General features: G+C 62.5%; 20 protein-coding genes. 11 read left to right on the forward strand and 9 right to left on the reverse strand.

Annotated features, from left to right (window positions below):
- Positions 1-16: 16 nt before the first annotated feature.
- Together TAN611_RS19100 and TAN611_RS23570 are read left to right on the forward strand one after the other, a co-directional pair.
- Positions 17-319 carry a contact-dependent growth inhibition system immunity protein gene (locus TAN611_RS19100; protein ID WP_105232445.1) on the forward strand — a complete coding sequence of 101 codons (303 nt, stop codon included), beginning with the start codon at positions 17-19 and terminating at the stop codon, positions 317-319.
- Between the two features lie 133 nt (positions 320-452).
- Positions 453-623: a hypothetical protein gene (locus TAN611_RS23570; RefSeq protein ID WP_238404480.1), complete on the forward strand. Its 171-nt coding sequence runs from the start codon at positions 453-455 to the stop codon at positions 621-623.
- A 152-nt stretch (positions 624-775) separates the two neighbouring features.
- Here the strand turns inward: TAN611_RS23570 and TAN611_RS19110 are convergent, their stop codons facing one another.
- The 7 genes from TAN611_RS19110 to hrpB all read right to left on the reverse strand — a co-directional run bounded on the left by TAN611_RS19110 (position 776) and on the right by hrpB (position 12,527).
- On the reverse strand, positions 776-1,102 hold the full coding sequence (locus TAN611_RS19110; RefSeq protein WP_105232446.1) for a hypothetical protein: 327 nt from the start codon (positions 1,100-1,102) through the stop codon (positions 776-778).
- 196 nt (positions 1,103-1,298) lie between these two features.
- Complete coding sequence (gene fhuB, locus TAN611_RS19115; protein ID WP_203066878.1) at positions 1,299-3,287, reverse strand: Fe(3+)-hydroxamate ABC transporter permease FhuB; 1,989 nt, start codon at positions 3,285-3,287, stop codon at positions 1,299-1,301.
- Entirely contained in the window at positions 3,284-4,180 is an 897-nt protein-coding gene (fhuD, locus tag TAN611_RS19120; protein WP_105232448.1) for a Fe(3+)-hydroxamate ABC transporter substrate-binding protein FhuD, read from the reverse strand. Before fhuD ends, fhuB begins: the two co-directional genes overlap by 4 nt.
- Positions 4,180-4,977, reverse strand: coding sequence for a Fe3+-hydroxamate ABC transporter ATP-binding protein FhuC (gene fhuC, locus TAN611_RS19125; RefSeq protein WP_105232449.1), 798 nt, complete (start codon positions 4,975-4,977; stop codon positions 4,180-4,182). The genes fhuD and fhuC overlap by 1 nt, the downstream gene beginning before the upstream one ends.
- Positions 4,978-5,025: 48 nt before the next feature.
- A complete protein-coding gene (gene fhuA / locus TAN611_RS19130) occupies positions 5,026-7,224 on the reverse strand; it encodes a ferrichrome porin FhuA (RefSeq protein ID WP_105232450.1) in 2,199 nt (732 codons plus the stop codon).
- A 249-nt stretch (positions 7,225-7,473) separates the two neighbouring features.
- Positions 7,474-9,987, reverse strand: coding sequence for a bifunctional glycosyl transferase/transpeptidase (mrcB, locus tag TAN611_RS19135; RefSeq protein ID WP_111736508.1), 2,514 nt, complete (start codon positions 9,985-9,987; stop codon positions 7,474-7,476).
- A gap of 101 nt (positions 9,988-10,088) precedes the next feature.
- Positions 10,089-12,527, reverse strand: a complete 2,439-nt coding sequence (gene hrpB, locus TAN611_RS19140; RefSeq protein ID WP_203066879.1) for an ATP-dependent helicase HrpB — start codon at positions 12,525-12,527, stop codon at positions 10,089-10,091.
- 79 nt (positions 12,528-12,606) lie between these two features.
- On the opposite strand from hrpB, the gene thpR reads away from it, so the two are divergent.
- From thpR to folK, 6 genes are all read left to right on the forward strand, one after another.
- A complete protein-coding gene (gene thpR, locus TAN611_RS19145; protein ID WP_105232452.1) occupies positions 12,607-13,134 on the forward strand; it encodes an RNA 2',3'-cyclic phosphodiesterase in 528 nt (175 codons plus the stop codon).
- 12 nt (positions 13,135-13,146) lie between these two features.
- Complete coding sequence (gene sfsA, locus TAN611_RS19150) at positions 13,147-13,854, forward strand: DNA/RNA nuclease SfsA (protein ID WP_203066880.1); 708 nt, start codon at positions 13,147-13,149, stop codon at positions 13,852-13,854.
- 182 nt (positions 13,855-14,036) lie between these two features.
- Entirely contained in the window at positions 14,037-14,492 is a 456-nt protein-coding gene (gene dksA / locus TAN611_RS19155; RefSeq protein WP_015673734.1) for an RNA polymerase-binding protein DksA, read from the forward strand.
- Between the two features lie 53 nt (positions 14,493-14,545).
- Positions 14,546-15,457, forward strand: coding sequence for a tRNA glutamyl-Q(34) synthetase GluQRS (gluQRS, locus tag TAN611_RS19160; protein WP_203066881.1), 912 nt, complete (start codon positions 14,546-14,548; stop codon positions 15,455-15,457).
- Between the two features lie 353 nt (positions 15,458-15,810).
- On the forward strand, positions 15,811-17,127 hold the full coding sequence (gene pcnB / locus TAN611_RS19165) for a polynucleotide adenylyltransferase PcnB (protein WP_232251609.1): 1,317 nt from the start codon (positions 15,811-15,813) through the stop codon (positions 17,125-17,127).
- Positions 17,127-17,615, forward strand: a complete 489-nt coding sequence (gene folK, locus TAN611_RS19170) for a 2-amino-4-hydroxy-6-hydroxymethyldihydropteridine diphosphokinase (protein WP_105232455.1) — start codon at positions 17,127-17,129, stop codon at positions 17,613-17,615. Before pcnB ends, folK begins: the two co-directional genes overlap by 1 nt.
- A 27-nt stretch (positions 17,616-17,642) precedes the next feature.
- On the opposite strand, the gene qseC is transcribed toward folK, so the two are convergent.
- Together qseC and qseB are read right to left on the reverse strand one after the other, a co-directional pair.
- Positions 17,643-18,992 (reverse strand): quorum sensing histidine kinase QseC, encoded by a 1,350-nt coding sequence (qseC, locus tag TAN611_RS19175; protein WP_203066882.1) that lies wholly within the window; start codon positions 18,990-18,992, stop codon positions 17,643-17,645.
- On the reverse strand, positions 18,989-19,651 hold the full coding sequence (qseB, locus tag TAN611_RS19180) for a quorum sensing response regulator transcription factor QseB (RefSeq protein WP_105232457.1): 663 nt from the start codon (positions 19,649-19,651) through the stop codon (positions 18,989-18,991). Before qseB ends, qseC begins: the two co-directional genes overlap by 4 nt.
- A gap of 214 nt (positions 19,652-19,865) precedes the next feature.
- Between qseB and panB the strand changes: the two genes are divergently transcribed.
- The 3 genes from panB to panD all read left to right on the forward strand — a co-directional run bounded on the left by panB (position 19,866) and on the right by panD (position 22,044).
- Complete coding sequence (gene panB / locus TAN611_RS19185) at positions 19,866-20,660, forward strand: 3-methyl-2-oxobutanoate hydroxymethyltransferase (protein WP_105232458.1); 795 nt, start codon at positions 19,866-19,868, stop codon at positions 20,658-20,660.
- Between the two features lie 29 nt (positions 20,661-20,689).
- Positions 20,690-21,544: a pantoate--beta-alanine ligase gene (panC, locus tag TAN611_RS19190; protein ID WP_105232459.1), complete on the forward strand. Its 855-nt coding sequence runs from the start codon at positions 20,690-20,692 to the stop codon at positions 21,542-21,544.
- A gap of 119 nt (positions 21,545-21,663) precedes the next feature.
- The gene (gene panD, locus TAN611_RS19195) at positions 21,664-22,044 is read left to right on the forward strand and encodes an aspartate 1-decarboxylase (protein ID WP_015673742.1); all 381 of its coding nucleotides are present in this window, start codon (positions 21,664-21,666) and stop codon (positions 22,042-22,044) included.
- Positions 22,045-22,088: the final 44 nt, after the last annotated feature.

The raw sequence follows: 22,088 nt of genomic DNA on the forward strand, positions 1-22,088 counted from the left end.
TCAGATAAGGGAATGTATGGCATCTCAAACACCTAACCTTGGTACTCTGGTCCGTGTTTTTTTCGGACAAGATTGCGATTTATTCGGGGAGTCCGTAGAGGAGATTCTTGAGTCTTACAGGGACACCGAAAATGTTATGACTGTGCAAAAAACAGTGAATGAAGCCCAAATGTTTCTGGGTTTATACCCGGATGATACGCAACTTGAGTTTGCCTTTATAAACCTAGCTGAAGGGGAATTTTCTCCAACAGCATGGGGATACTCCACCCGGAGGTTCCTCGAAAAAGTCATTCAAACCTTGAGTAAAGGTCATGGGTAACTTTTCCGCACTCAGAACATCTGATACAAATTTATTTCGGACAGGATAGCTGCGAAATCACAGGGGCGACAACCCTTCCCAGCGTTATAGAGGTTTCTATCTTCAAGACAACCCATCATCGAAGCTCGATACCTTGATCGCGGATATCGTCGAATTTGAAGAGACATATCCAGAGTCGATTGATGAGGAATTCAGTGCTCGATGGGGGAACGATGTGTTGCCAGGGCTATGGGGAACAACGGCAAAGGATTTTTTTGGAACAAATTCGGCTATTAGCCCCGCAAGTCACCAGTTGGTCCACTAAGCAGACCTCCCTTGAGTGACCAGGGCGGCAGTGTGTGAGCAAAAAGCAGGCAGAATGATGGGGCACGACCTTTTTCCGTGTACCCAAGGGTGTACACAATAAAAAAACAATAGAATCAAAAAACCAATACACAAAAACCTAGATACCGATACTCAACGAATAGATTGCTCGTAAGTCTGTTTTCTGAAACGCCAGGACTTATACGCCAGACCCGCAGGGACGGTGAACCAGCCGATTAACAAGACAAATAAGCCGGCAACTACGCCTGATAAAGCACTGCCAACGGAACCCAAGACCAAGGCTATCAGACAGACAGCAAAAACACCCAATGTTACCCACACATTGATCAAAAATCGGTTTGCCAAGTCTGAAACAATGACATCCATGGTTGAGCCATAGTTGGCACTATTATTCCTGAGCTTCTGTATGTCTTTCGCCGTAAAACCTGACCTCAATAATGCTTCTTCAGTTATCGCCACATCACCACCTCCTATTGCCTCTCAGTATACCGCTATCCTGACAAAAAAAACCGACCAGAAGGCTAATGCTGACCGTACGGGAGTATGAGAAAGATCGGACTAAACAGGTAAAATATCCCTTTGAAAACAATGCTGATAGCCTTAAGTGCCCGGCATTACGGTAGGCCGGGCACTTGAGGAGAATCCGGCGGAGCCGCTACGCGGTCTGCCTGCGCAGCAGATAGACGAAATACGGCGCGCCGATAAAGGTCGCCAGCAGGCCGGCCGGGATTTGGTAAGGGAACAGCACCATCCGTCCGCACCAGTCGGCAAACACCATCAGCAAACCACCCAGCAGTGCGGCAATCAGCATCTGCGGCAGCGCGCGGCGGAAGCCCAGCATACGCGCCATATGCGGCGCCATCAGGCCGACAAAACTGAGCGGGCCGACAGTCAGCGTCGCCATCGCGGTCAGCGTCGCCGCCAGCAGCAGAATGCTCAGCCGCACCGGCGTCAGCGCGATGCCGACCGAACGCGCCGTCGCGCCGCCCAGCGGCAGGATGGTCAGCCAGCGGCGGCACAGCGGCGCCAGCAGCACCAGCAGCGCGGCAATCAGCGCGGTGCGGATCGCCTGCGCCCCGGTTACCGCATAGGTCGAGCCGGAAATCCAGGTCAGCAGGCCGCCCATACGCGGGTCGCCGCTGGCCAGCAGCAGATAGATGGTGGTGGTGAACGCGGTGCTGAGCGCAATCCCCGCCAGCAGCATCCGCTCGGTCGAGAAGCCGCCGCGTCCGGCGACCACGGTAATCACCAGCAGCGTCAGCGCCGCCCCCAGACTGCCCGCCGGCAGCAGCCAGACAAAGGCATCGCCCGGCACGATAAACATCATCACCACCACGCCGAATGCCGCGCCGGAGCTGATGCCGAGCACTTCCGGGCTGGCCATCGGGTTGCCGGTCAGCTTTTGAATCAGCGTCCCCGCCACCGCCAGCATCACGCCCGCTGCCAGCGCCGACAGCACCCGCGGCCAGCGCCACGGCCACAGCGATTCAAACTCCGTGCCGACGCTCCAGTGCCAGCCGGCGGCGTTTTTCCCCAGCATCAGCGCCACCGCCAGCCCGGCCAGCAACAGCGCGCCGCCCAGCACCAGCCAGCGCGGCAGATGCTGACGCTCGGCCGGCACCCGGTCGCCCAGGTTCATCGGCGGCGGCGTAGCGGCGCTGCGCAGGCGCGGCAGCAGCCACAGCAGCAGCGGCGCGCCAATCAGGGCGGTGGCGGCGCCGGTCGGAATTTCACGCCAGACCAGCGCCAGCCACACCATCAGCTGGTCGGTCAACCACAGCAGCAGCGCCCCCAGCAGCGGTGCCAGCATCATCCGATGCGCCAGCCGGCGCGCCCCCAGCATTTTGGCCATCAGCGGCGCGAACAGGCCGATAAAGCCGATCACCCCCACCGCATTGACCAACATAGCGCTGAACACGATCGCCAGCGCCAGCGCGCTGAAGCGGGCAAGCGCCAGCCCCAGTCCCAGGTTGCGCGCGACGCCGTCATCCAGGCCCAGCAGGGTCAGCGGGCGGATCAGCAGCGCGGCCAATAGGGCCGCCAGCAGCAGACGAGGCAGGATAAACTGCACCGCGCTCCAGTCCTGCTGGTTCAGCGAACCGGTGCTCCACAGGAACAGCCCCTGCAGCTGTTCATAGTTAAACAGCGCCAGCAGGCTGCTGACCGCGCCGCAGTACAGCCCCAGCACCAGACCGGCCAGAATCAGTGTCACCGGCGACATCCGCTTGCCCCAGGCCACGCCGAACACCAGCGCGCCCACCACGATCGCACCGGCCATCGCGGCCAGCTGTTCGGTCAGCGCGCCGCCCGGCAGCATCCACAGCGTGGCGATAGTCAGCCCCAGCTGCGCACCGGCTGAAACGCCGAGCGTCGCCGGCTCGGCCAGCGGGTTGCGCAGCACCTGCTGGAACAGCACGCCCACCAGCCCCAGGCCGGCGCCGGCCAGCAATGCAATGCACAGGCGCGGCAGCAGGCTGTAATGGAACAGCATCTGCTGCACGTTATCGATGTCCGGCGCCCGCAGCGCCTGCCCCCACTGCGCCAGCGGCAGCTGCTGCAACAGGTTAAAGACGCTCAGACCGCCGGCGGCGGCCGCCAGCAACGCCAGCAGCGCGATCGGTAAAATACGCAGTCTGTGATTCATGCGCGCGCCTCCTGTGCCTGTTCCAGCAGCCGGCAAAAGCGCATCGCAGACAGCGTGGCGCCGTACAGCCAGACCGCCGGCACCCGACGCAGCTGCTGCTGACGCACAAACGGCAGCGACTGCCACAGCGGCGTCGCGCTCACCTGCGCCAGCATCCGCTGATTGCCGTGATCGAAATAGATTGCCCGCGCATTTTTCACCGCCGCCAGACGTTCAATACCGACGATCGCCGAGCCCCAAAAGTTGGTCTCCCCTGCCCAGGCGTTGGCGATGCCGAGCTGGTCCATCACCTGCTGGAACAGGCTCTGATGGCCGATCACCAGCGCGTGGCGGTTATCGATCAGCGAGAACAGCAGCAGCGGCTGGAGGGTGTAATCCTGCAGCCGCCGGCGCGCGTCGCTGATGAAGGCGTCAAAGTGCTGCAGATGCCGCTCGGCGCGGCTTTCCAGCCCCAGCCGCTGCGCCAGCTGACGCAGCGAGTTTTTGGCGACGGTCAGCGGTTTGCCGCTGCCGTCGTTAAAGGCGAACTCCATGGTCGGCGCAATCGGCGCCAACAGCTGCGGCGACGGGCCATAGCCCTGCGACAGCAGCACCAGCGACGGCTGCAGCTGTTGCAGCAGCTCCAGATTGGGTTCGGTGCGCTGGCCGGCGTCAACCACCGTCGCCGGCAGAGCCGGCTCACGCACCCACAGGTTGTAGTTATGAATATCGGCCACCGCCTGCGGCGTTACGCCCAGCGCCAGCAGCAGTTCGGCCGGCAGCCATTCCAGCGCCACAATGCGCCCCAGATCAGGCGGCGCGGCAGCGCGGCCCGGCAGCGAGGTCAGCAGCGGCGACAGCGCCAGCGCCGCCAGCAGGCGGCGGCGGAAGGGATCAAAAGACATATCATGCATCAGTAGACAAAGCTCACCGGTGAACCGCCGCTCGGATGCGGCAGCGTGCCCATCGGAATGCCGTAGATCTGCTCCAGCACCGGCCCCTGCATCAGTTCCAGCGGCGCGCCCTGAGCGATCATTTCTCCGCCGCGCAGCGCCACCAGATGGTCGCAGTAGCGGGCGGCCATATTGATATCGTGCAGCACCGCGATCACCGTCAGGCCGCGCTCGCGGCTCAGACGCTGAATCAACGCCAGCACTTCCACCTGATGGGCGATATCCAGCGCCGAGGTCGGCTCGTCCAGCAGCAGGCAGCGGCTGTCCTGCGCCACCAGCATCGCCAGCCAGGCGCGCTGACGTTCGCCGCCGGACAGGCTGTCCACCAGCCGGCCGGCCAGCGGTTTTAAGCCCACCAGCGCGATCGCCTCTTCAACGTGCTGACGATCGGCGGCGGAAAAGCGTCCCAGCGCGCCGTGCCACGGGTAACGGCCGATGGCCACCAGTTCGCGCACCGTCATGCCTTCGGCGGCCGGCAGTTGCTGCGGCAGATAGGCCACTTCGCGGGCGAACGCCTTGCTGTCCCACTGCGCCAGCGGCGTATCGTTCAGCAAGACCTGCCCGCCGGTCGCCGCCTGGTGACGGCCGAGAATTTTCAATAGCGTGGATTTACCAGAGCCGTTATGGCCGATCAGCCCGCAGACCTTGCCGTGCGGAAAGGTCAATGACAGCGGTTGCAGCAGTATGCGGCCGGGGACGGCGAAGCTCACGTTATCCAGCGTGAACGTCGCCTCTTGGAGAAGATGTTTATCCTGCATAGGCCCTATTTTTACCCGGAGCAGCGCGGCCGCTCCGGGGTTGTCCGGTTAGAAACGGAAAGTTGCGGTCGCAACCACCTGACGTTCCGCGCCCCAGTAGCAACCGTAGGTATTGAAGCAGCTGGAGACGTACTCTTTATCAAACAGGTTGTTGATATTAATGCCAACGGATGAACCCGGCAGGTTGAATCGTGCCAGATCGTATTTCACCGCCGCATCGACCACCGTGTAGTCTTTCACTTTAAAGGTGTTCGCTTCGTCGCCGTAGCTGGAGCCGACATAGCGCACGCCGGAGCCGAGCGTCAGGCCGCTCAGCGCGGTTTCATGGAAGGTGTAATCCGCCCACAGCGACGCCATATGTTTAGGAATCGCCGCCGGCGTATGGCCCTGATTGGTGGTGTCTTTGGTGTACTCGGCGTCGGTATAGGTGTACGAGCCCAGCACGTTGACGTTGGCCGACAGCGCCGCTTTGGCTTCGACTTCTACGCCGCGGGAACGGATTTCACCACCCTGGATGCTGAACACCGGGTTGTCCGGGTAGGCCACCTTGTTGTTGGTCTTGGTCAGCTGGTACAGCGCCACGCTGGCGGTGATCGGCCGGTTCTCCGGCGCATATTTCACCCCGGCTTCATACTGTTTGCCCTTCGACGGCGAGAACGGTTTGCCGAAGGCGTCGGTGCCGGCAGTCGGTTCAAACGACTCGCTGTAGCTGAAGTACGGCGCAATGCCGTTGTCGAACACATAGTTCAGCCCGGCGCGGCCAGTAAACTCACTGTCGTTCTGCTCGCTGCGCGTATTCTGCGCCGCGCGGTTGGTGGTGGAGGTCTGGCTCCAGTCGTAGCGGCCGCCCAACGTCAGCACCCAGTTGTTCCATTCCGCCTGATCCTGCAGGTAGAGGCCGGTCTGTTCCTGACGGTTCACCTGGTTGGCGCTGCCGTTGATGGTGTAGCTGTCGTTGCCGTAGTTCGGCGCCACCACGTTGAGGTTGGACGCCGTGCCGTATTCATACACGATATCGTTGCGCATACGCATATAGTCGACGCCCATCAGCAGGGTGTGATCCACATCGCCGGTGGCGAATTTGGCCTGCGCCTGGCTATCAACCGCAAAGCTGGACAGATGCTCTTTGGAGTTCATCACGCCGCGCGTCAGCTCGCTCGGGTTGGTCGGGCTGATGCCGAGGCCGTAGATGGAGCGGTAGTCGACGTCCATCTTGGAGTAGCGCAGGTTCTGCCGCACGCTCCATGTGTCGTTAAAGGCATGCTCGAAGCTGTAGCCGATCATCTGCTGCTTGCGCGAGATGTTGTTGTAGCCCGGCTCGCCGTCGTTAAAGCTGGTCGGCAGCTTGCCGTTGACGCCGTTTTCCACCGTGCCCTCTTTCGGCAGCCAGCCGTAGTAGCCGACGTCAGGATCGTCCTGGAAACTGCTCAGCAGGGTAAAGGTGGTGCGATCGTCCGGCCGCCAGCTGAAGGAAGGCGCGATGGCATAACGCTTGGATTGTTCCCCCACCTGCTGCTGGTCTTCGCTGCGCGCCAGCCCGGTCAGGCGGTAGGAGTAAACGCCGTCGTCGTCCAGCGTGCCGCCGAAGTCAAAGCCGGTCTGGAACAGGTTATCGGTGCCCATCTTGAACTGCACTTCACGCAGCTCTTCGCCGGTCGGCCGTTTGCTGACCAGCGACACCAGACCGCCCGGGTTACTTTTACCGTACAGGACGGAAACCGGCCCGCGCAGCACTTCGGCGCGCTCCAGGAAATAGGGATCAACCTGATAGATCGAGTAGTTGTCGTCCTGCAGTTTCAGGCCGTCCAGATAGAGATTGGTGCCGACCGAGCTGAAGCCGCGGATATTGACCGAGTCATAGGCGGTGGACGCGCCGCGGTTGCCGACCATCACGCCCGGCGTGTAACCCAGCGCGCTTTTCACCGTCTCCGACTGACGCATCTCCATCTCTTCGCGCGTTACCACCGAGACCGACTGCGGCGTTTTCACCAGCGGGGTATCGGTTTTGGTGCCGGTGGCGCTGTGCTTGGCGGCATAGGTGCCGACCGGGCCCCAGGCGCTTTCCTGCTGCCGGTTACTGCTGCCGACCACGGTCAGGGTATCTTCTTTTGCTCCGGCCGCTTTATTCTCGGCGGCCTGCACCGACAGGCTGAGGGCGCTCAGGGCGGCGGCGATGGCTATCGCGCTGCCGCGCACGGGGAAACGGTTGAACGCCGTTGGTGATGGTGATGGACGCTTGGTAGCCATGTTAGTTTCTCTGATGTATTTAAATGAAGAATGTAAACGATAATAATTATTATAAGCGTCGCATTTTATGCAGAAGGGAAGTTTAACTGCAAGCGCATTTCGGCGCGCTAATCCACGGCCGTCACCTGATTCAGCCCCGTTAACCCTATGGAAATAACTTAAGCGGAAAAATAAAAAAACCCGCAACGTCCGTTACGGGTTTTTAGCATCGGCGCGCCGCCGGTCGCGGCCGCCGTTATCGCTGCGGCCTTACTGGCCGAACATATCCTTGATCCAGCCGGCGACGCCGTCGGAGCCTTTCTGCTCTTCTTGCGTCTGCTGTTCCTGTTGCTGTTGCTGCTGCAACGCGGCCTGGCTGGCCTGACACAGGCCGTCCGGGTTATCGGTCCACACCGGGATGGTGCGCCAGCCGCCCCCGCCGCACAGGAAGTTACCGTCGGAATCAATGCTCATCTGGTTGATCCCTTCCGGCGCCTGCAGCTGCAACGGCAGCGGCGTCTGGTTTTCCAGATAGCGGCGATACAGCGTCAGCGCGCCGTTGGAGCCGGTCAGCTTGGCCGGGCCGTTGTTATCGCGCCCAACCCAGGCGATCGCCACTTCCTTGCCGTCAACGCCGGCAAACCAGCTGTCGCGCAGATCGTTGGTGGTACCGGTTTTCGCCGCCAGATGATAGTTCGGGAACTTCACCGACAGTGAACGCGAGGTACCGCGCGCCACACCCTGCTGCATGGCGTACAGCGTCAGATAGGCCGCCTGCGCCGGTACCACGCGCTCCGCCTGCGGGAAGCTGCGGTACAGTACGCTGCCGTCTTCGGCAATCACCGAACGCACCGCAGACAGCGGCGCACGGTTGCCGCCGCCGGCAATGGTCTGGTACTCCTGCGCCACTTCCATCGGCGTCAGGCCGATAGCCCCCAGCAGCATGGACGGCACCGGATTGATTTCCGACTTCGGAATGCCCAGGCGCTGCAGCGTGGCGCTGATCTGATCCAGCCCGACGGCCATCCCCAGATTTACCGTCGGCACGTTCAGCGAGTGCGCCAGCGCATCCACCAGCATCACCTTGCCGCGGAAACGGCGATCGTAGTTATTCGGCTGCCAGACGCTGCCGTTCGGCTGCTTGAGCGACAGCGGCGCATCCGCCAGCCAGGTGTTCAGGCGGTACTTGTCCGGCTCGGACAGCGCGGTCAGATAGGTCGGCGGCTTGGCCAGCGACCCCACCAGACGGCGGGCCTGCAGCGCACGGTTAAAGCCGGCGTACTGCGGTTCGGCACCGCCGACCATCGCGCGGACTTCCCCGCTGAAGCGGTCGACGATCACCATTGCCGCCTCCAGATCTTTCACGTGACGCGCAGCGCGCAGCGCCGGCACGCCGGCTTCCACCGCTTTCTCCGCCGCGTCCTGCGACACCGGATCCAGAGTGGTGAAGATCTTCACGCCGGACAGGTCATTCACCTTGTCCCCCAGCTTGCTCTGCAGCTCCTGACGCACCAGCTGCATAAAGGCCGGCTGCGGTGTGATCACCCCGCCCTTCGGCTGAACGCCCAGCGGACGCGCGCTGAGCATGTTATACAGCTCCGCGTCAATCACGCCCTGGTTCTGCAACAGCTTCAGCACCAGGTTGCGGCGCTCCAGCGCCAGTTTCGGGTTGCGCCACGGGTTGTACAGCGACGCCCCTTTCACCATCCCCACCAGCAGCGCCTGCTGGTCGAGGCTCAGCTCATCCACCGGACGGCCGAAGTAATACAGGCTGGCCAGCGGGAAGCCGCGGATCTGGTCGCTGCCGCTCTGCCCGAGGTACACCTCGTTCAGATACAGCTCCAGAATGCGGTCTTTGCTGTAACGGTAGTCCACCAGCAGCGCCATATAGGCTTCGTTGGCCTTACGCCACAGCGAACGCTCGTTGGTCAGGAACAGGTTCTTCACCAGCTGTTGGGTCAGGGTACTGCCGCCCTGCACCGCGCGGCCGGCGGTCAGGTTAGCCAGCACCGCACGGCCGATCGAGTAAGGGCTGATGCCGTCATGCTCGTAGAAGTGGCGGTCTTCGGTGGCAATCAGCGTGTCCACCAGCAGATCGGGGAAGCCGCTGCGCGGTACGAACAGACGCTGCTCGCCGTTCGGCGACTGCAGCATGGTGATCAGCCGCGGATCCAGGCGGAAGAAGCCGAAACTGCGCTGGTTATCCAGGTTTTCGATCTTCGCCAGACGGTTATTCTGGAAGTCGAGACGGGCGCGGATCTGCCCCTCTTTACCGTCCGGGAAATCAAACGGACGGCGCAGCATCTCAATGCTGTTGGCCTTCACGGTAAACTCGCCCGGGCGCGTCATCCGGCTGACCTGGCGGTACTGCATCCCCTCCAGCAGCTTGACCATTTCGCCTTTGCTGTACGGCATGCCGGGTTCCAGGTTGACCATACGGCCATACACCGCCGCCGGCAGCTGCCAGACCTTGCCGTCGATGCGGCTGCGGATCTGCGAATCCAGATAGACGCCGTAACCGGCCAGCAGCACGGCGAGCACCAGTATGATTTTCAGCATCAAGCCGAGCCAACGGCGTTTCTTACGAGGCGGCGCGGCCTTTACCTTACGCGGCATGCGTTCTTCCTCGTCGTTATATTCATCATCGTCATACTCATCCTGAAAGTTATTTGCTTGGTAGTCATCATCGTCGTCATCCAGACGACGGCGCGGCGGCCTGCGCGGCGCGCTGCGCTTGGGTGGTTTCCCTTTGCGCCCGATGGGCTCGCGGTCATCCCCGGCCATTGCTGTTACTCTCCACGCTGCACGGCCAGGATGGCCGTGAAAGTTTGTGCTTAATCTGTTCCCGCATCAGCCGGCTGAACAGAAGAAACATCCGAATTCAGCTACTGATACTTCTTGGTGCGCCGCGTCGGCAGCGCATTGGCCGGGTCATCGGGCCAGACGTGCTTCGGGTAGCGCCCTTTCATCTCTTTTTGTACTTCCCGGTAGGCGCCCTGCCAGAACGCCGCCAGATCGGCAGTAATCTGCAGCGGCCGGTGCGCTGGAGAGAGTAACTCAAGCACCACCGCGATGCGACCCTCCGCCAGCATCGGGCTGTGCCGCTCGCCGAACATCTCCTGTAAACGCACCGGCAGCAGCGGCGGCTTGCCGGCCTCATAGCGGATCGGCAGGCGGCTGCCGGTCGGCACAGTGTAATGAGTGGGCAGCGCATTATCCAGCCGCTGTTTTTGTTGCCACTCCAGCAGGTTGCCCAGCGCCTCGGCGAGATTGACCTGCCGCAAACCGCGCAGATCGCGCACCCCGCCGAGCGCCGGCAGCAGCCACTGCTCCAGCCCCGCCAACAGCGCCTCGTCGTCCACCGCCGGCCAGTTGGCCTCCGGCAACCACTCCCGGGCGCACTGCAGACGCGCGCGCAGCTGGCCGGCGGCGCCCTCCCAGTTCAGCACCGATAAGCCCTGGCCACGCACCCAGTCGACCAGCGCCTGCTGCAGCTCCTCATCCGCCGGTTTCGCCAACGGCCGGGCGCGCAGCGTCAAACGGCCAATCTGCAGACGCTGCCAGGCACGCAATGTGCCTTTTTCCTCATCCCACTCCACCGCGGTGCGCTGGTGGGCAATCTCCGGCCGCTGCGCCGCCAGCCGTTCGACGTCCACCGGCAGCGCCAGCAAAATGCGCGCATCCGGGCTGTTCGCCCCCTGCAGCAATGCCGGCGCAATCAGCCACGGCGCGCGCGACAGCGCCTCGTCCTGGTTCATCGCCGCCCCCATGCCGTTTGCCAGCAGGTAGCGGCCGTCCTGCCCGCGCCGCTGGGCAATGCGGTCGGCAAAGGCGTGCGCCAGCAGCTGCGGCGCCAGCGTGGCGTCCACATGGCCGCCGCGCCCCTTCAGGCGCTGCGTCAGTTGGCGGGCGCGCCGCTGCCAGTTCGGCTGCGGTCGGCTGAGCCAGTAATCCATATCCAGCTGTCCGCTGCGCGGCGGCTCTTCCAGCAGGGCGGCCAGCAGCGCGGCGGTCGCCAGGCCGTCCTCCCCCAGCGCCGCGCCGGCGCACAGCATCGCCGCCAACCGAGGTTCACAGCCGAGCGTCGCCATCCGGCGTCCGTCTGCCGTCAGCTTGCCCTGTTCATCGGTGGCGCCCAGCGTCTGCAACAGCCGCTGAGCCGCCGCCAGCGCCGCAGTCGGCGGCAGATCCAGCCAGTTCAGCTGGCCGGCGTCAACGCAGCCCCACTGCAGCAGCTCCAGCCAGAAAGCGCCGAGATCGCTGTGCATGATTTCCGGCTCGGCGTACTCGGCGGCGCGCTCGGCCTGCTCTTTGGCACACAGATGCCAGCAGACCCCCTCCTCCAGACGACCGGCGCGCCCTGCGCGCTGCACCATCGACGCCTGACTGATGCGCTGCGTCATCAGGCGCGTCAGGCCGTTACGCACATCGTAGCGCGCCGTGCGTTCCAGACCGCTGTCCACCACCAGCCGGATCCCCTCAATCGTCAGGCTGGTTTCGGCAATATTGGTCGCCAGCACCACCTTACGCCGCCCGGCGACGGCCGGCTGAATCGCCCGCTGCTGCTGCGCCAGCGGCAACGCGCCGTACAGCGGGCACAGGTCGACATCGCCGGCGACTTCACCCTGCAGACGCTCCATCACCCGCTGAATTTCCGCCACGCCCGGTAAAAACAGCAGCAGCGAGCCAGACTGCTCCACCAGCAGGCGTTTCACCGCCGAGGCGACGCCGTCCTCCAGCCGCTGATGACTGGCCAGCGGCTGATAGTGGCGCGCCACCGGGAAACTGCGCCCCTGCGACACCACCACCGGCGCGTCCGGCAGCAGCTGCGACAGACGGGCGTTATCCAGCGTCGCCGACATAATCAGCAGCTTCAGATCGTCGCGCAGCCCCTGCTGCACGTCCAGCAGCAGCGCCAGCGCCAAATCGGCCTGCAGGCTGCGTTCATGAAACTCATCCAGAATCACCAGCGAGACGCCCTGCAGCTCCGCGTCCTGCTGCAGCATGCGGGTCAGAATGCCTTCGGTGACCACTTCCAGCCGCGTCTGCGGCCCGCTTTTACTTTCGGCGCGCATGCGGTAGCCCACCGTCTGGCCCGGCTCCTCACCCAGCTGCTGCGCCAGGCGATAAGCGACGTTTTTCGCCGCCAGACGCCGCGGCTCCAGCATGATGATGCGCCCCGGCAGGCTGGCCTGCCGTAGGATCTGCAGCGGCAGCCAGGTGGATTTACCGGCGCCGGTCGGCGCATGCAGCAACACCTGCGGCGCGCTGCGCAGCGCGGCAAGCAATTCATCCAACACCTGGCTGACGGGCAATAAAGACACAAAACGCTCCACGGGGTAGTTAATCAACGGCGCTCATTGTAGCATTGCGCCCAGAGATTCATTCAGTTACCGAGGAAACATGTCCAGTTCGCGCCGTCTGTTTTTTGCCCTGCCCTTGCCGGACAGCCTGCAGCAGCAGGTCATCCGCTGGCGCGCCGACGCCTTTGCGCCGCAGGACGGCCGACCGGTTGCCGCCGCTAATCTGCACCTGACGCTGGCGTTTCTCGGTGAGGTCAGCAGCCAGAAAGAGGCGGCGCTAAAAAGGCTGGCGGGACGCATCAGCCAGCCCGGCTTCAGCCTGCAGCTTGACGATCTCGGTCACTGGCCGCGCCCCGGCGTGGTCTGGCTCGGTTGCAAACGCGCGCCGCGCGGGCTGCTGCAGCTGGCGGAGATGCTGCGCTCGCAGGCGGCGCGCAGCGGCTGTTATCAGAGCCCGCTGCCGTTTCACCCGCATATCACCCTGCTGCGCGCCGCCGTGCGCCCGGTGGCGCTGCCGCCGGCCACGCCGGGCTGGAGCCTGCCGGTCACGCATTTTTCCTTATACCAGTCGTCGTTTGACAACGGCCGCACCCGTTACCACCCGCTGGAACAGTGGGCGCTCAGTTAGGACAGACACCGCATGCAATTTACGCCACCGCTGCAATCCGCCACCCTGATTAAACGTTACAAGCGCTTTCTGGCCGACGTCGTCACGCCGCAGGGCGAAACCTTTACCCTGCACTGCGCCAACACCGGCGCCATGACCGGCTGCGCCACGCCCGGCGATACCGTCTGGTATTCCACTTCGGACAACCCCAAGCGCAAATACGCCCACAGCTGGGAGCTGACGCACACCCAACAGGGGGATTGGATCTGCGTCAATACCCTGCGCGCCAACGCGCTGGTGCGCGAGGCAATTGAGCACAATTTAATCAGTGAATTATCTGGTTACAGTAAAATTGGCGGCGAAGTGAAATACGGCAGCGAAAACAGCCGTATCGATTTGTTATTACAGGCAGAAAATCGGGTTAACTGCTATATTGAAGTTAAGTCTGTCACGTTACTGCAACAACAGCGTGGTTACTTTCCTGACGCCGTGACGCTCAGGGGCCAGAAGCATCTGCGCGAGCTGCAAAACGTGGTCGACAGCGGGCAGCGGGCGGTCTTGTTTTTTGCCGTGTTACACAGCGGTATTGACCAGGTCGCCCCGGCTCATCATATAGATGCGCATTATGCGGCACTGTTGGCTCAGGTTCAGCAGGCGGGAGTAGAAGTGGTGTGTTATGGGGCTAAATTATCACCTGACGGTATCAGTCTCACCGATAAGTTACCGTTTTTTATCGATTAGATAGTCAGGCCGCCAATAAATCGGCTGCCGATTATTAGATCGCCAAATACGCCTTCCTTCACACCATTGTCAAGCGGGCGACAGGAATAATTGCCAACCTACTCACCATCTGTTATTTATAGCGGCCTGTTTTTCCCCCGCATTGGGGATTCGATAGTGCGTGTGTATGTAGGAGAAGCAACATGCAAGAAGGGCAAAACCGTAAAACCTCGTCCTTGAGCATTCTCGCCATCGCTGGGGTGGAGCCGTATCAAGAGAAGCCGGGCGAAGAGTATATGAACGACGCCCAGCTGTCGCATTTCAAGCGCATTCTTGAAGCTTGGCGCAACCAGCTCAGGGACGAAGTAGACCGTACCGTGTCGCACATGCAGGAAGAGGCAGCAAACTTTCCTGATCCCGCGGACCGCGCCACTCAGGAAGAGGAATTCAGCCTCGAACTGCGTAACCGCGACCGTGAACGCAAACTGATCAAAAAGATCGAGAAAACGCTGAAGAAAGTAGAAGACGATGATTTCGGCTTCTGCGAATCCTGCGGCGTAGAGATTGGCATTCGTCGCCTTGAAGCGCGTCCGACTGCCGATTTGTGCATCGACTGTAAAACCCTGGCCGAGATCCGCGAAAAGCAGATGGCCGGCTGATTCAGTCGTTATTACCCGCGGCGCGCAATACCGGCGCGCCGCACAGAGTTATTATGCCAGAAAGTCATTATGTGGGGCGTTTTGCCCCCTCTCCTTCCGGGGATCTGCACTTCGGTTCGCTGATCGCCGCCCTGGGAAGTTTTCTGCAGGCCCGCGCCCGCCACGGGCAGTGGCTGCTTCGCATTGAAGATATCGATCCGCCGCGCGAAGTCGCCGGCGCCGCCGAGCGTATTCTGACCACGCTCGACCACTATGGCCTCCACTGGGACGGCCAGGTTCTCTATCAATCCCAACGTCACGATGCCTACCGCGCCGCGCTGGACTGGCTGCAACGCCAGGGGCTCAGCTATTACTGCACCTGCACCCGCAGCCGTATTCAGCAGGCGGGCGGCCTGTACGACGGCCACTGCCGCGCGCTGCGCCTCGGCCCGCAGAACGCCGCCATCCGCCTGCGGCAGAGCGCGCCGGTCTACGGCTTCCACGACGGCCTGCAGGGCGAGCTGCACGCCGACCCGGCGCTGGCGCAGGAGGATTTTATCATCCGCCGGCGCGACGGCCTGTTCGCCTATAACCTGGCGGTGGTGGTCGACGACCATTTTCAGGGCGTGACGGAAATCGTGCGCGGCGCCGACCTGATTGAACCGACGGTGCGCCAGATAGCGCTGTACCGTCAACTGCAGGCGCCGGTGCCGGATTATATCCACCTGCCGCTGGCGCTGGGGAATCAGGGAATGAAGCTGTCGAAGCAAAATCACGCGCCGCCGCTGCCAGACGGCGATCCGCGACCGGTGCTGATCGCCGCGCTGCATTTTTTGCAGCAACCGCTGCCGGAAAGCTGGCAAGATCTTGATCTGCCGTTATTATTGAGCTGGGCAATAGAAAACTGGACGCTGGCAAAGGTGCCGCGTCAGACCGCTCTCGCCCTGCCGCAAAACATAACGGCATTCTCAAAGGCGCCATGGTGAGCTATGATTAGCCGCTATTTTTTTATAAGCCCGAGTGATGTCAAACCACAGCAACCCCATACGGCTGTGGTTTGCCATCGGCAAGGGAGCGCCATTTTTATCCGTCACTATCGAGGTGTACCATTTTTACCCGAGTAGCCAATTTCTGCCGTAAGGTACTCATCGGCGACGACAAATCAGCCCGCGATGATGCGCCGGCCAACAATCACGAGCCGGTTCGCACAGAGCGCGCCGACGCCCAGAAGCCTGCCGCGCCGCGCCAGCGTTCCGCCGATAAAGGCCGGGAGCATGCCGGCCGTCGCCCTGCGCCGCGTAAGCGCGCGCCGTCATCCGCCGCCGAGGGAACGCGCCCTATGACCGTGATCCCACGTGAGCAGCATGCGATTTCGCGTAAAGATATCAGTGAAAACGCCCTGAAAGTGCTGTACCGCCTGAATAAGTCCGGCTTTGAAGCCTACCTGGTCGGCGGCGGCGTACGCGATTTGCTGCTGGGTAAGAAACCAAAAGACTTTGATATCACCACCAACGCCACGCCGGAGCAGGTACGCAAGCTGTTCCGCAACTGCCGTCTGGTCGGCCGCCGCTTCCGTCTGGCGCACGTGATGTTCGGGCCGGAAATCATTGAGGTCGCCACGTTCCGCGGCCATCATGAGCAGAATCCGGAGCACGACAAGAATTCCTCCCAGCAGGCCCAGAGCGGCATGCTGCTACGCGACAATATCTTCGGTTCCATTGAGGAAGACGCCCAGCGTCGCGACTTCACCATCAACAGCCTGTACTACGGCGTAGCGGACTTCGCCCTGCGCGACTATGTCGGCGGCCTGCGCGATCTGCAACAGGGCGTGATTCGCCTGATTGGCGATCCGGAAACCCGCTACCGCGAAGACCCGGTGCGCATGCTGCGCGCGGTGCGCTTCGCCGCCAAGCTGGATATGACCATCAGCGAAGAAACCGCCGAGCCGATTCCGCGCCTGGCGTCGCTGCTGCACGATATTCCGCCGGCGCGCCTGTTTGAAGAGTCGCTGAAGCTGCTGCAGTCCGGTTACGGCTTCCAGACCTACCTGAAACTGTGCGAATACCAGCTGTTCCAGCCGCTGTTCCCGCTGATCGCCCGTCAGTTCACGCCGAACCACAATACGCCGATGGAGCGTATTCTGGTGCAGGTGCTGAAAAACACCGACCACCGTCTGCAGAACAATATGCGCGTCAACCCGGCGTTTCTGTTCGCCGCCATGCTGTGGTATCCGCTGCTGGAGCACGCGCAGAAACTGGCGCAGGAGAGCGGCCTGGCCTATTACGACGCCTTCGCGCTGGCGATGAACGACGTGCTGGACGAGCAGTGCCGCTCGCTGGCGATCCCGAAACGCATCACCACGCTGGTGCGCGATATCTGGCAGCTGCAGCTGCGTCTGTCGCGTCGTCAGGGCAAGCGTGCGCACAAGCTGATGGAACATCCGAAATTCCGCGCCGCCTACGATCTGCTGGCGCTGCGCGCCCAGGTGGAGAACAACCCGGAGATGCAGCGCCTGACCGAATGGTGGGCCGAGTTCCAGGATGCGACGCCGGCGCGACAAAAAACCATGCTCAGCTCGCTGGGCGACGATCCCGCGCCGCGCCGTTCACGTCAGCGCCGGCCGCGCCGCCGCGCGCCGCGTAAAGAAGGGGCATAATGATCCGCGTTTATATCGCGCTGGGCAGCAACCTGGCGCAGCCGCTGCAACAGGTTCACGCCGCGCTGGAGGCGCTGGAGCATCTCCCGCGCAGCCGGCTGATCGCCTGTTCATCGTTCTACCGCACCAAACCGCTGGGGCCGCAGAACCAGCCGGACTTCCTCAACGCCGTGGCGGCGCTGGATACGCTGCTGCCCGCCGAACAGCTGCTCGATCACACACAGGAGATTGAGCGCAACCAGGGGCGGGTGCGCAAGGATGAGCGCTGGGGGCCGCGTACGCTCGACCTCGATATGCTGCTGTACGGCGACAGCGTGATTGACAGCGAGCGCCTGACGGTGCCGCATTATGGCCTGAAAGAGCGCGAGTTTATGCTCTACCCGCTGGCGGAAATCGCCCCCGACCTGATTCTGCCGGACGGCGAACCGCTGGCCGCCTGCCTGCAGCGTGTGCCGATGAACGGCATGACGCTGTGGCACTCGGCCTGACGCCCATGACCACGGGCGTCGCGCCGGCTACAGCATCACCCGCACCTTAAAGCCTCCGTCTTGCCGGTTGGCAAAGCTGACCCGCAAACCATGCAGCGCCGCAATCCGCTGTACAATCGACAGCCCCAGCCCGCTGCCGGTCTGTTCCTGCCCCGGCGGACGATAGAAACGTTCCCCCAGCCGCGCCAGATGTTCATCCGTCACCCCCGGCCCGTTATCCTCCACCGTCAGAACGCGCTGTTCTAACGTCACGGTCACCGTGCCGCCGGATGGCGTATAGCGCAGCGCATTATCCACCAGGTTACGCACCAGCAGCGACAGCAGCAGCGACTGCCCCGGCCGCGGCGCCGGCGCTCCCTGCGCCTCATAACGCAGCACGATCCCCGCGCGATGAGCGTCGTGCTCCTGTTCGGCCAGCGTCGCCGTCACCAGCTGATGCCAGTCAACCCGCTCCTGCTGATGCAGATCCGGCAGCGCATCCAGCCGCGACAGCGTCAGCAGCTGGTCCACCAGCCGCGTGGCGCGATCGATGCTGATGGTCAGGTTCTCCAGCGCGTGCGCGCGCACCTCGGCGTTATCGCCGGCCAGTTGCACCACCTCGGTCTGCACCCGCAGCGCCGCCAGCGGACTGCGCAGCTCATGCGCCGCGTCTGAGGTAAAGCGCCGCTCGCGCTGCAGCATCGCGCTGATGCGGGCGAACAGCGCGTTAAGCGCGTCCACCAGCGGGCGTACTTCGCTCGGCACCCGGTGCGCCCTGAGCGGCGCGTCATCATCCGGCGCACGGCGGTGCAGTTCCTGCGCCACGCTGCGCAGCGGACGCAGCTCGCGCCCGACCACAATGGCGATCAGCAGCATCAGCAGCGGCAGCGTCGCCAGCCAAGGCGTCAGTTGCCCGGTCACCAGCGCCCAGGCCATATCCTGCCGATACTCCATCTCCTGACCGACGGCGATGCGTTGGCGGCCGTCCGGGCTGGTCAGCCAGACCAGCCGCCAGCGGTCGTCATCACCTTTCAGCCGGCCATCGACGAACCCTGCCGTCCGGCCGTCAAATTCGATGTCCTTGCCGTTCTCACCGTCGTTCAGCAGCATGTGCCCCTGACGGTCGAAAATCGCGAACGCCAGCGCATCGTCATCCTGCTGGCCGCGCTTGCCGTGGCGCACCAGCTTTTTGGTTTTCGGCAGGCTGGCGGTACGCGGGATATCGCCGAGGTTGGCCGTCGCCAGCCGTTTGGCGAACAGCATCTGCTGGGTGTCGAACACTTCATTCAGGTTATCGCGCGTGATGTTCCACGCCACCGCGCTGGCGACGCACCAGGTCAGCAGCGCCAGCAGGCTGAACAGGATAATCAGACGCAGCCGCAGGCTCAGACGTTTCACCCGGCATCCCCCAGCGTGTAGCCCACGCCGTGCACCGTGCGGATAAAGCCGTTGCCCAGCTTGCGGCGCAGGTGGTGAATATGCACCTCAACCGCGTTGCTGCTCACCTCATCGTCCCAGCTGTACAGCTTTTCCTGAATCAGCGGCCGCGCCAGCACCCGCCCCTTGTTGTGCAAGAACAGCTCCAGCACCGCCAGTTCGCGCGGCGTCAACGTCACCACCTCGCCGTCCAGCGTGACGCTGCGCGCGGCGGTGTCGAACACCAGCCGGCCGTGCGTCAGCTGCGCGCTCAGCTGGCCGTGACGCCGGCGAATCAGCGCCTGCAGGCGCGCCGCCACCTCCGCCAGCGCAAACGGCTTGCACAGGTAGTCATCGGCGCCGCTCTGCAGACCGTCCACCCGCTGCGACAGCGCATCGCGCGCGGTCAGGATCAGCACCGGCACGTCCTCGCCGGCCTGACGCCATTCGCGCAGCAGATCGAGGCCGTCGATGCCCGGCAGGCTGAGATCGAGGATCACCGCATCATAGGGCGCGCTGCCCAGCGCCTGTCTGCCGAGCTTGCCGTCGGTAAACCAGTCGAGGGTGAAACCCAGCTGGCTCAGCCCGACCTTGATGCCGTCACCGATAATCTTGTCGTCTTCAATCAGCAGAATTCTCATGCGCGTCCTTTTGTTCGCCGCAGGCGGCCATGTTTTCAGCGCTCGCCGGGCCGTCTGGAAAGAGATATTTACTTATTACATCATAAGGTTCTTAAGAACATCTTAACCATAACTATCGTCGCTACCCACCCCCGAAGGGTTACAGTAGAATGACTGCACTTTTTTTCCGTCAGCGCCGGTGCACGCCACACGGCGCTATCAAGGAGACGTTGTGATGAAACCCACCACCGTGACCCACTTACGCCAGTGGAAACAGGAGCAACGCAAATTTGCGACGCTGACCGCCTACGATGCCAGCTTCGCCAGACTGTTTGAAGAACAGGGTATCAAACTCATGCTGGTTGGCGACTCACTGGGCATGACGCTGCAGGGACACGACTCCACGCTGCCGGTCACCGTGGCCGACATCGCCTATCACACCCGCGCGGTACGCCGCGGCGCGCCGGCCTGCCTGCTGCTGGCCGATCTGCCGTTTATGGGATACGCCACCCCGGAACAGACCTTCGCCAACGCGGCGGAAGTGATGCGCGCCGGCGCCAATATGATCAAAATCGAAGGCGGCAGCTGGCTGTGCGATACGGTGAAGATGTTAGTGGACCGCGCCGTGCCGGTGTGCGGCCACCTGGGGCTGACCCCGCAGTCGGTCAATATCTTCGGCGGCTACAAGGTGCAGGGCCGCGATGAGGCGGCAGCCAACCAGCTGATTGAAGACGCCAGGAATCTGGAGCAGGCCGGCATTCAGCTGCTGGTGCTGGAGTGCGTGCCGACCGAGCTGGCGCGTAAAATCACCGCCATGCTGTCTATTCCGGTGATCGGCATCGGCGCGGGCAACGGCACCGACGGCCAGATTCTGGTGATGCACGACGCCTTTGGCATCACCGGCGGCCATACGCCGAAATTCGCCAAAAACTTCCTCGCCCAGAGCGGCGATCTGCGCAGCGCGGTGCAGCAATATATTCAGGAAGTCGAACAGGGTATTTATCCTGCGGCCGAACACTCATTTAACTAAGCGTCAGCCCTATTGAACCGGGAGCCAACATGTTAATTATTCAAACCCTGCCGCTGCTGCGCCAGCATATTCGCCGCTATCGTCAGGAAGGAAAACGCATCGCGCTGGTGCCGACCATGGGCAATCTGCACGACGGTCATATGACGCTGATCGACGAGGCCCGCGCCCGCGGCGATATCGTGGTGGTCAGCATCTTCGTCAATCCGATGCAGTTCGACCGGCCGGAAGATCTGACCAACTACCCGCGCACCCTGCAGGAAGACTGCGAGAAACTGACCCGCAACAACGTCGATCTGGTGTTTGCGCCGGCGCCGGCGGAGGTCTATCCGCAAGGGTTGGGCGAGCAGACCTTCGTCGAAGTCCCCGGCATTTCCGCAATGCTGGAGGGCGCCAGCCGTCCCGGCCATTTCCGCGGCGTGTCGACCATCGTCAGCAAACTGTTCAACCTGGTGCAGCCGGATCTGGCCTGCTTCGGCGAGAAAGACTACCAGCAGCTGGCGCTGATTCGCAAAATGGTGGCCGATATGGGTTACGACATTGAGATCGTCGGCGTGCCGACCGTGCGCGCCAAAGACGGCCTGGCGCTCAGCTCGCGCAACGGTTATCTGACGGCGGACGAACGCAAGAAGGCGCCGCAGCTCAGCCGCATCATGCAGGCGCTGGCCGAACGGCTGAGCAACGGTGAGCGGCAGATTGATGAACTGCTGGCGCAGACCGCCGAGCAGTTGCGCAACGCCGGCTTCACCCCGGACGAGCTGTTTATCCGCGACGCCGACAGCCTGCAGCCGCTCGGCACCGACAGCCGGCGCGCGGTGGTGCTGATGGCCGCCTGGCTGGGCAAGGCCCGGCTGATTGATAATCAGCAGGTCGACCTGACCGAGTAACTATTTTTTGCACAGTCGTCACCATTTCCCCCGCTGCCAAGTAGACAAGGCCGGAGATATCGGTGACGATATTGCTGTTCGCTGTCGGAACTTAACTCACGCCTGTGAAAGGTAACGCTATGATACGTACTATGCTGCAAGGCAAACTGCACCGGGTAAAAGTCACCCAGGCAGACCTGCATTATGAAGGCTCCTGCGCCATCGACCAGGATTTTCTGGATGCCGCCGGCATTCTGGAATATGAAGCTATCGATATTTATAACGTTGATAACGGTCAGCGTTTTTCGACCTACGCCATCGCCGCCGAACGCGGCTCACGCATTATTTCCGTCAACGGCGCGGCGGCCCGCTGCGCCTGCGTCGGCGATCTGCTGATTATCTGCTCTTACGTGCAGATGAGCGATGCCGATGCCCGCCAGCATCACCCGAAAGTCGCCTACTTTGAGGGCGATAACCAGCTGCAGCGCAAAGCAAAAGCGGTGCCGGTACAGGTTGCCTGACGGTCGGAAAACATGACGAGGGGCTGAACCGGGTTCAGCCCCTT

The sequence above is a fragment of the Serratia sp. Tan611 genome (assembly GCF_905188235.1).
GTDB lineage: Bacteria > Pseudomonadota > Gammaproteobacteria > Enterobacterales > Enterobacteriaceae > Serratia_B > Serratia_B rhizosphaerae.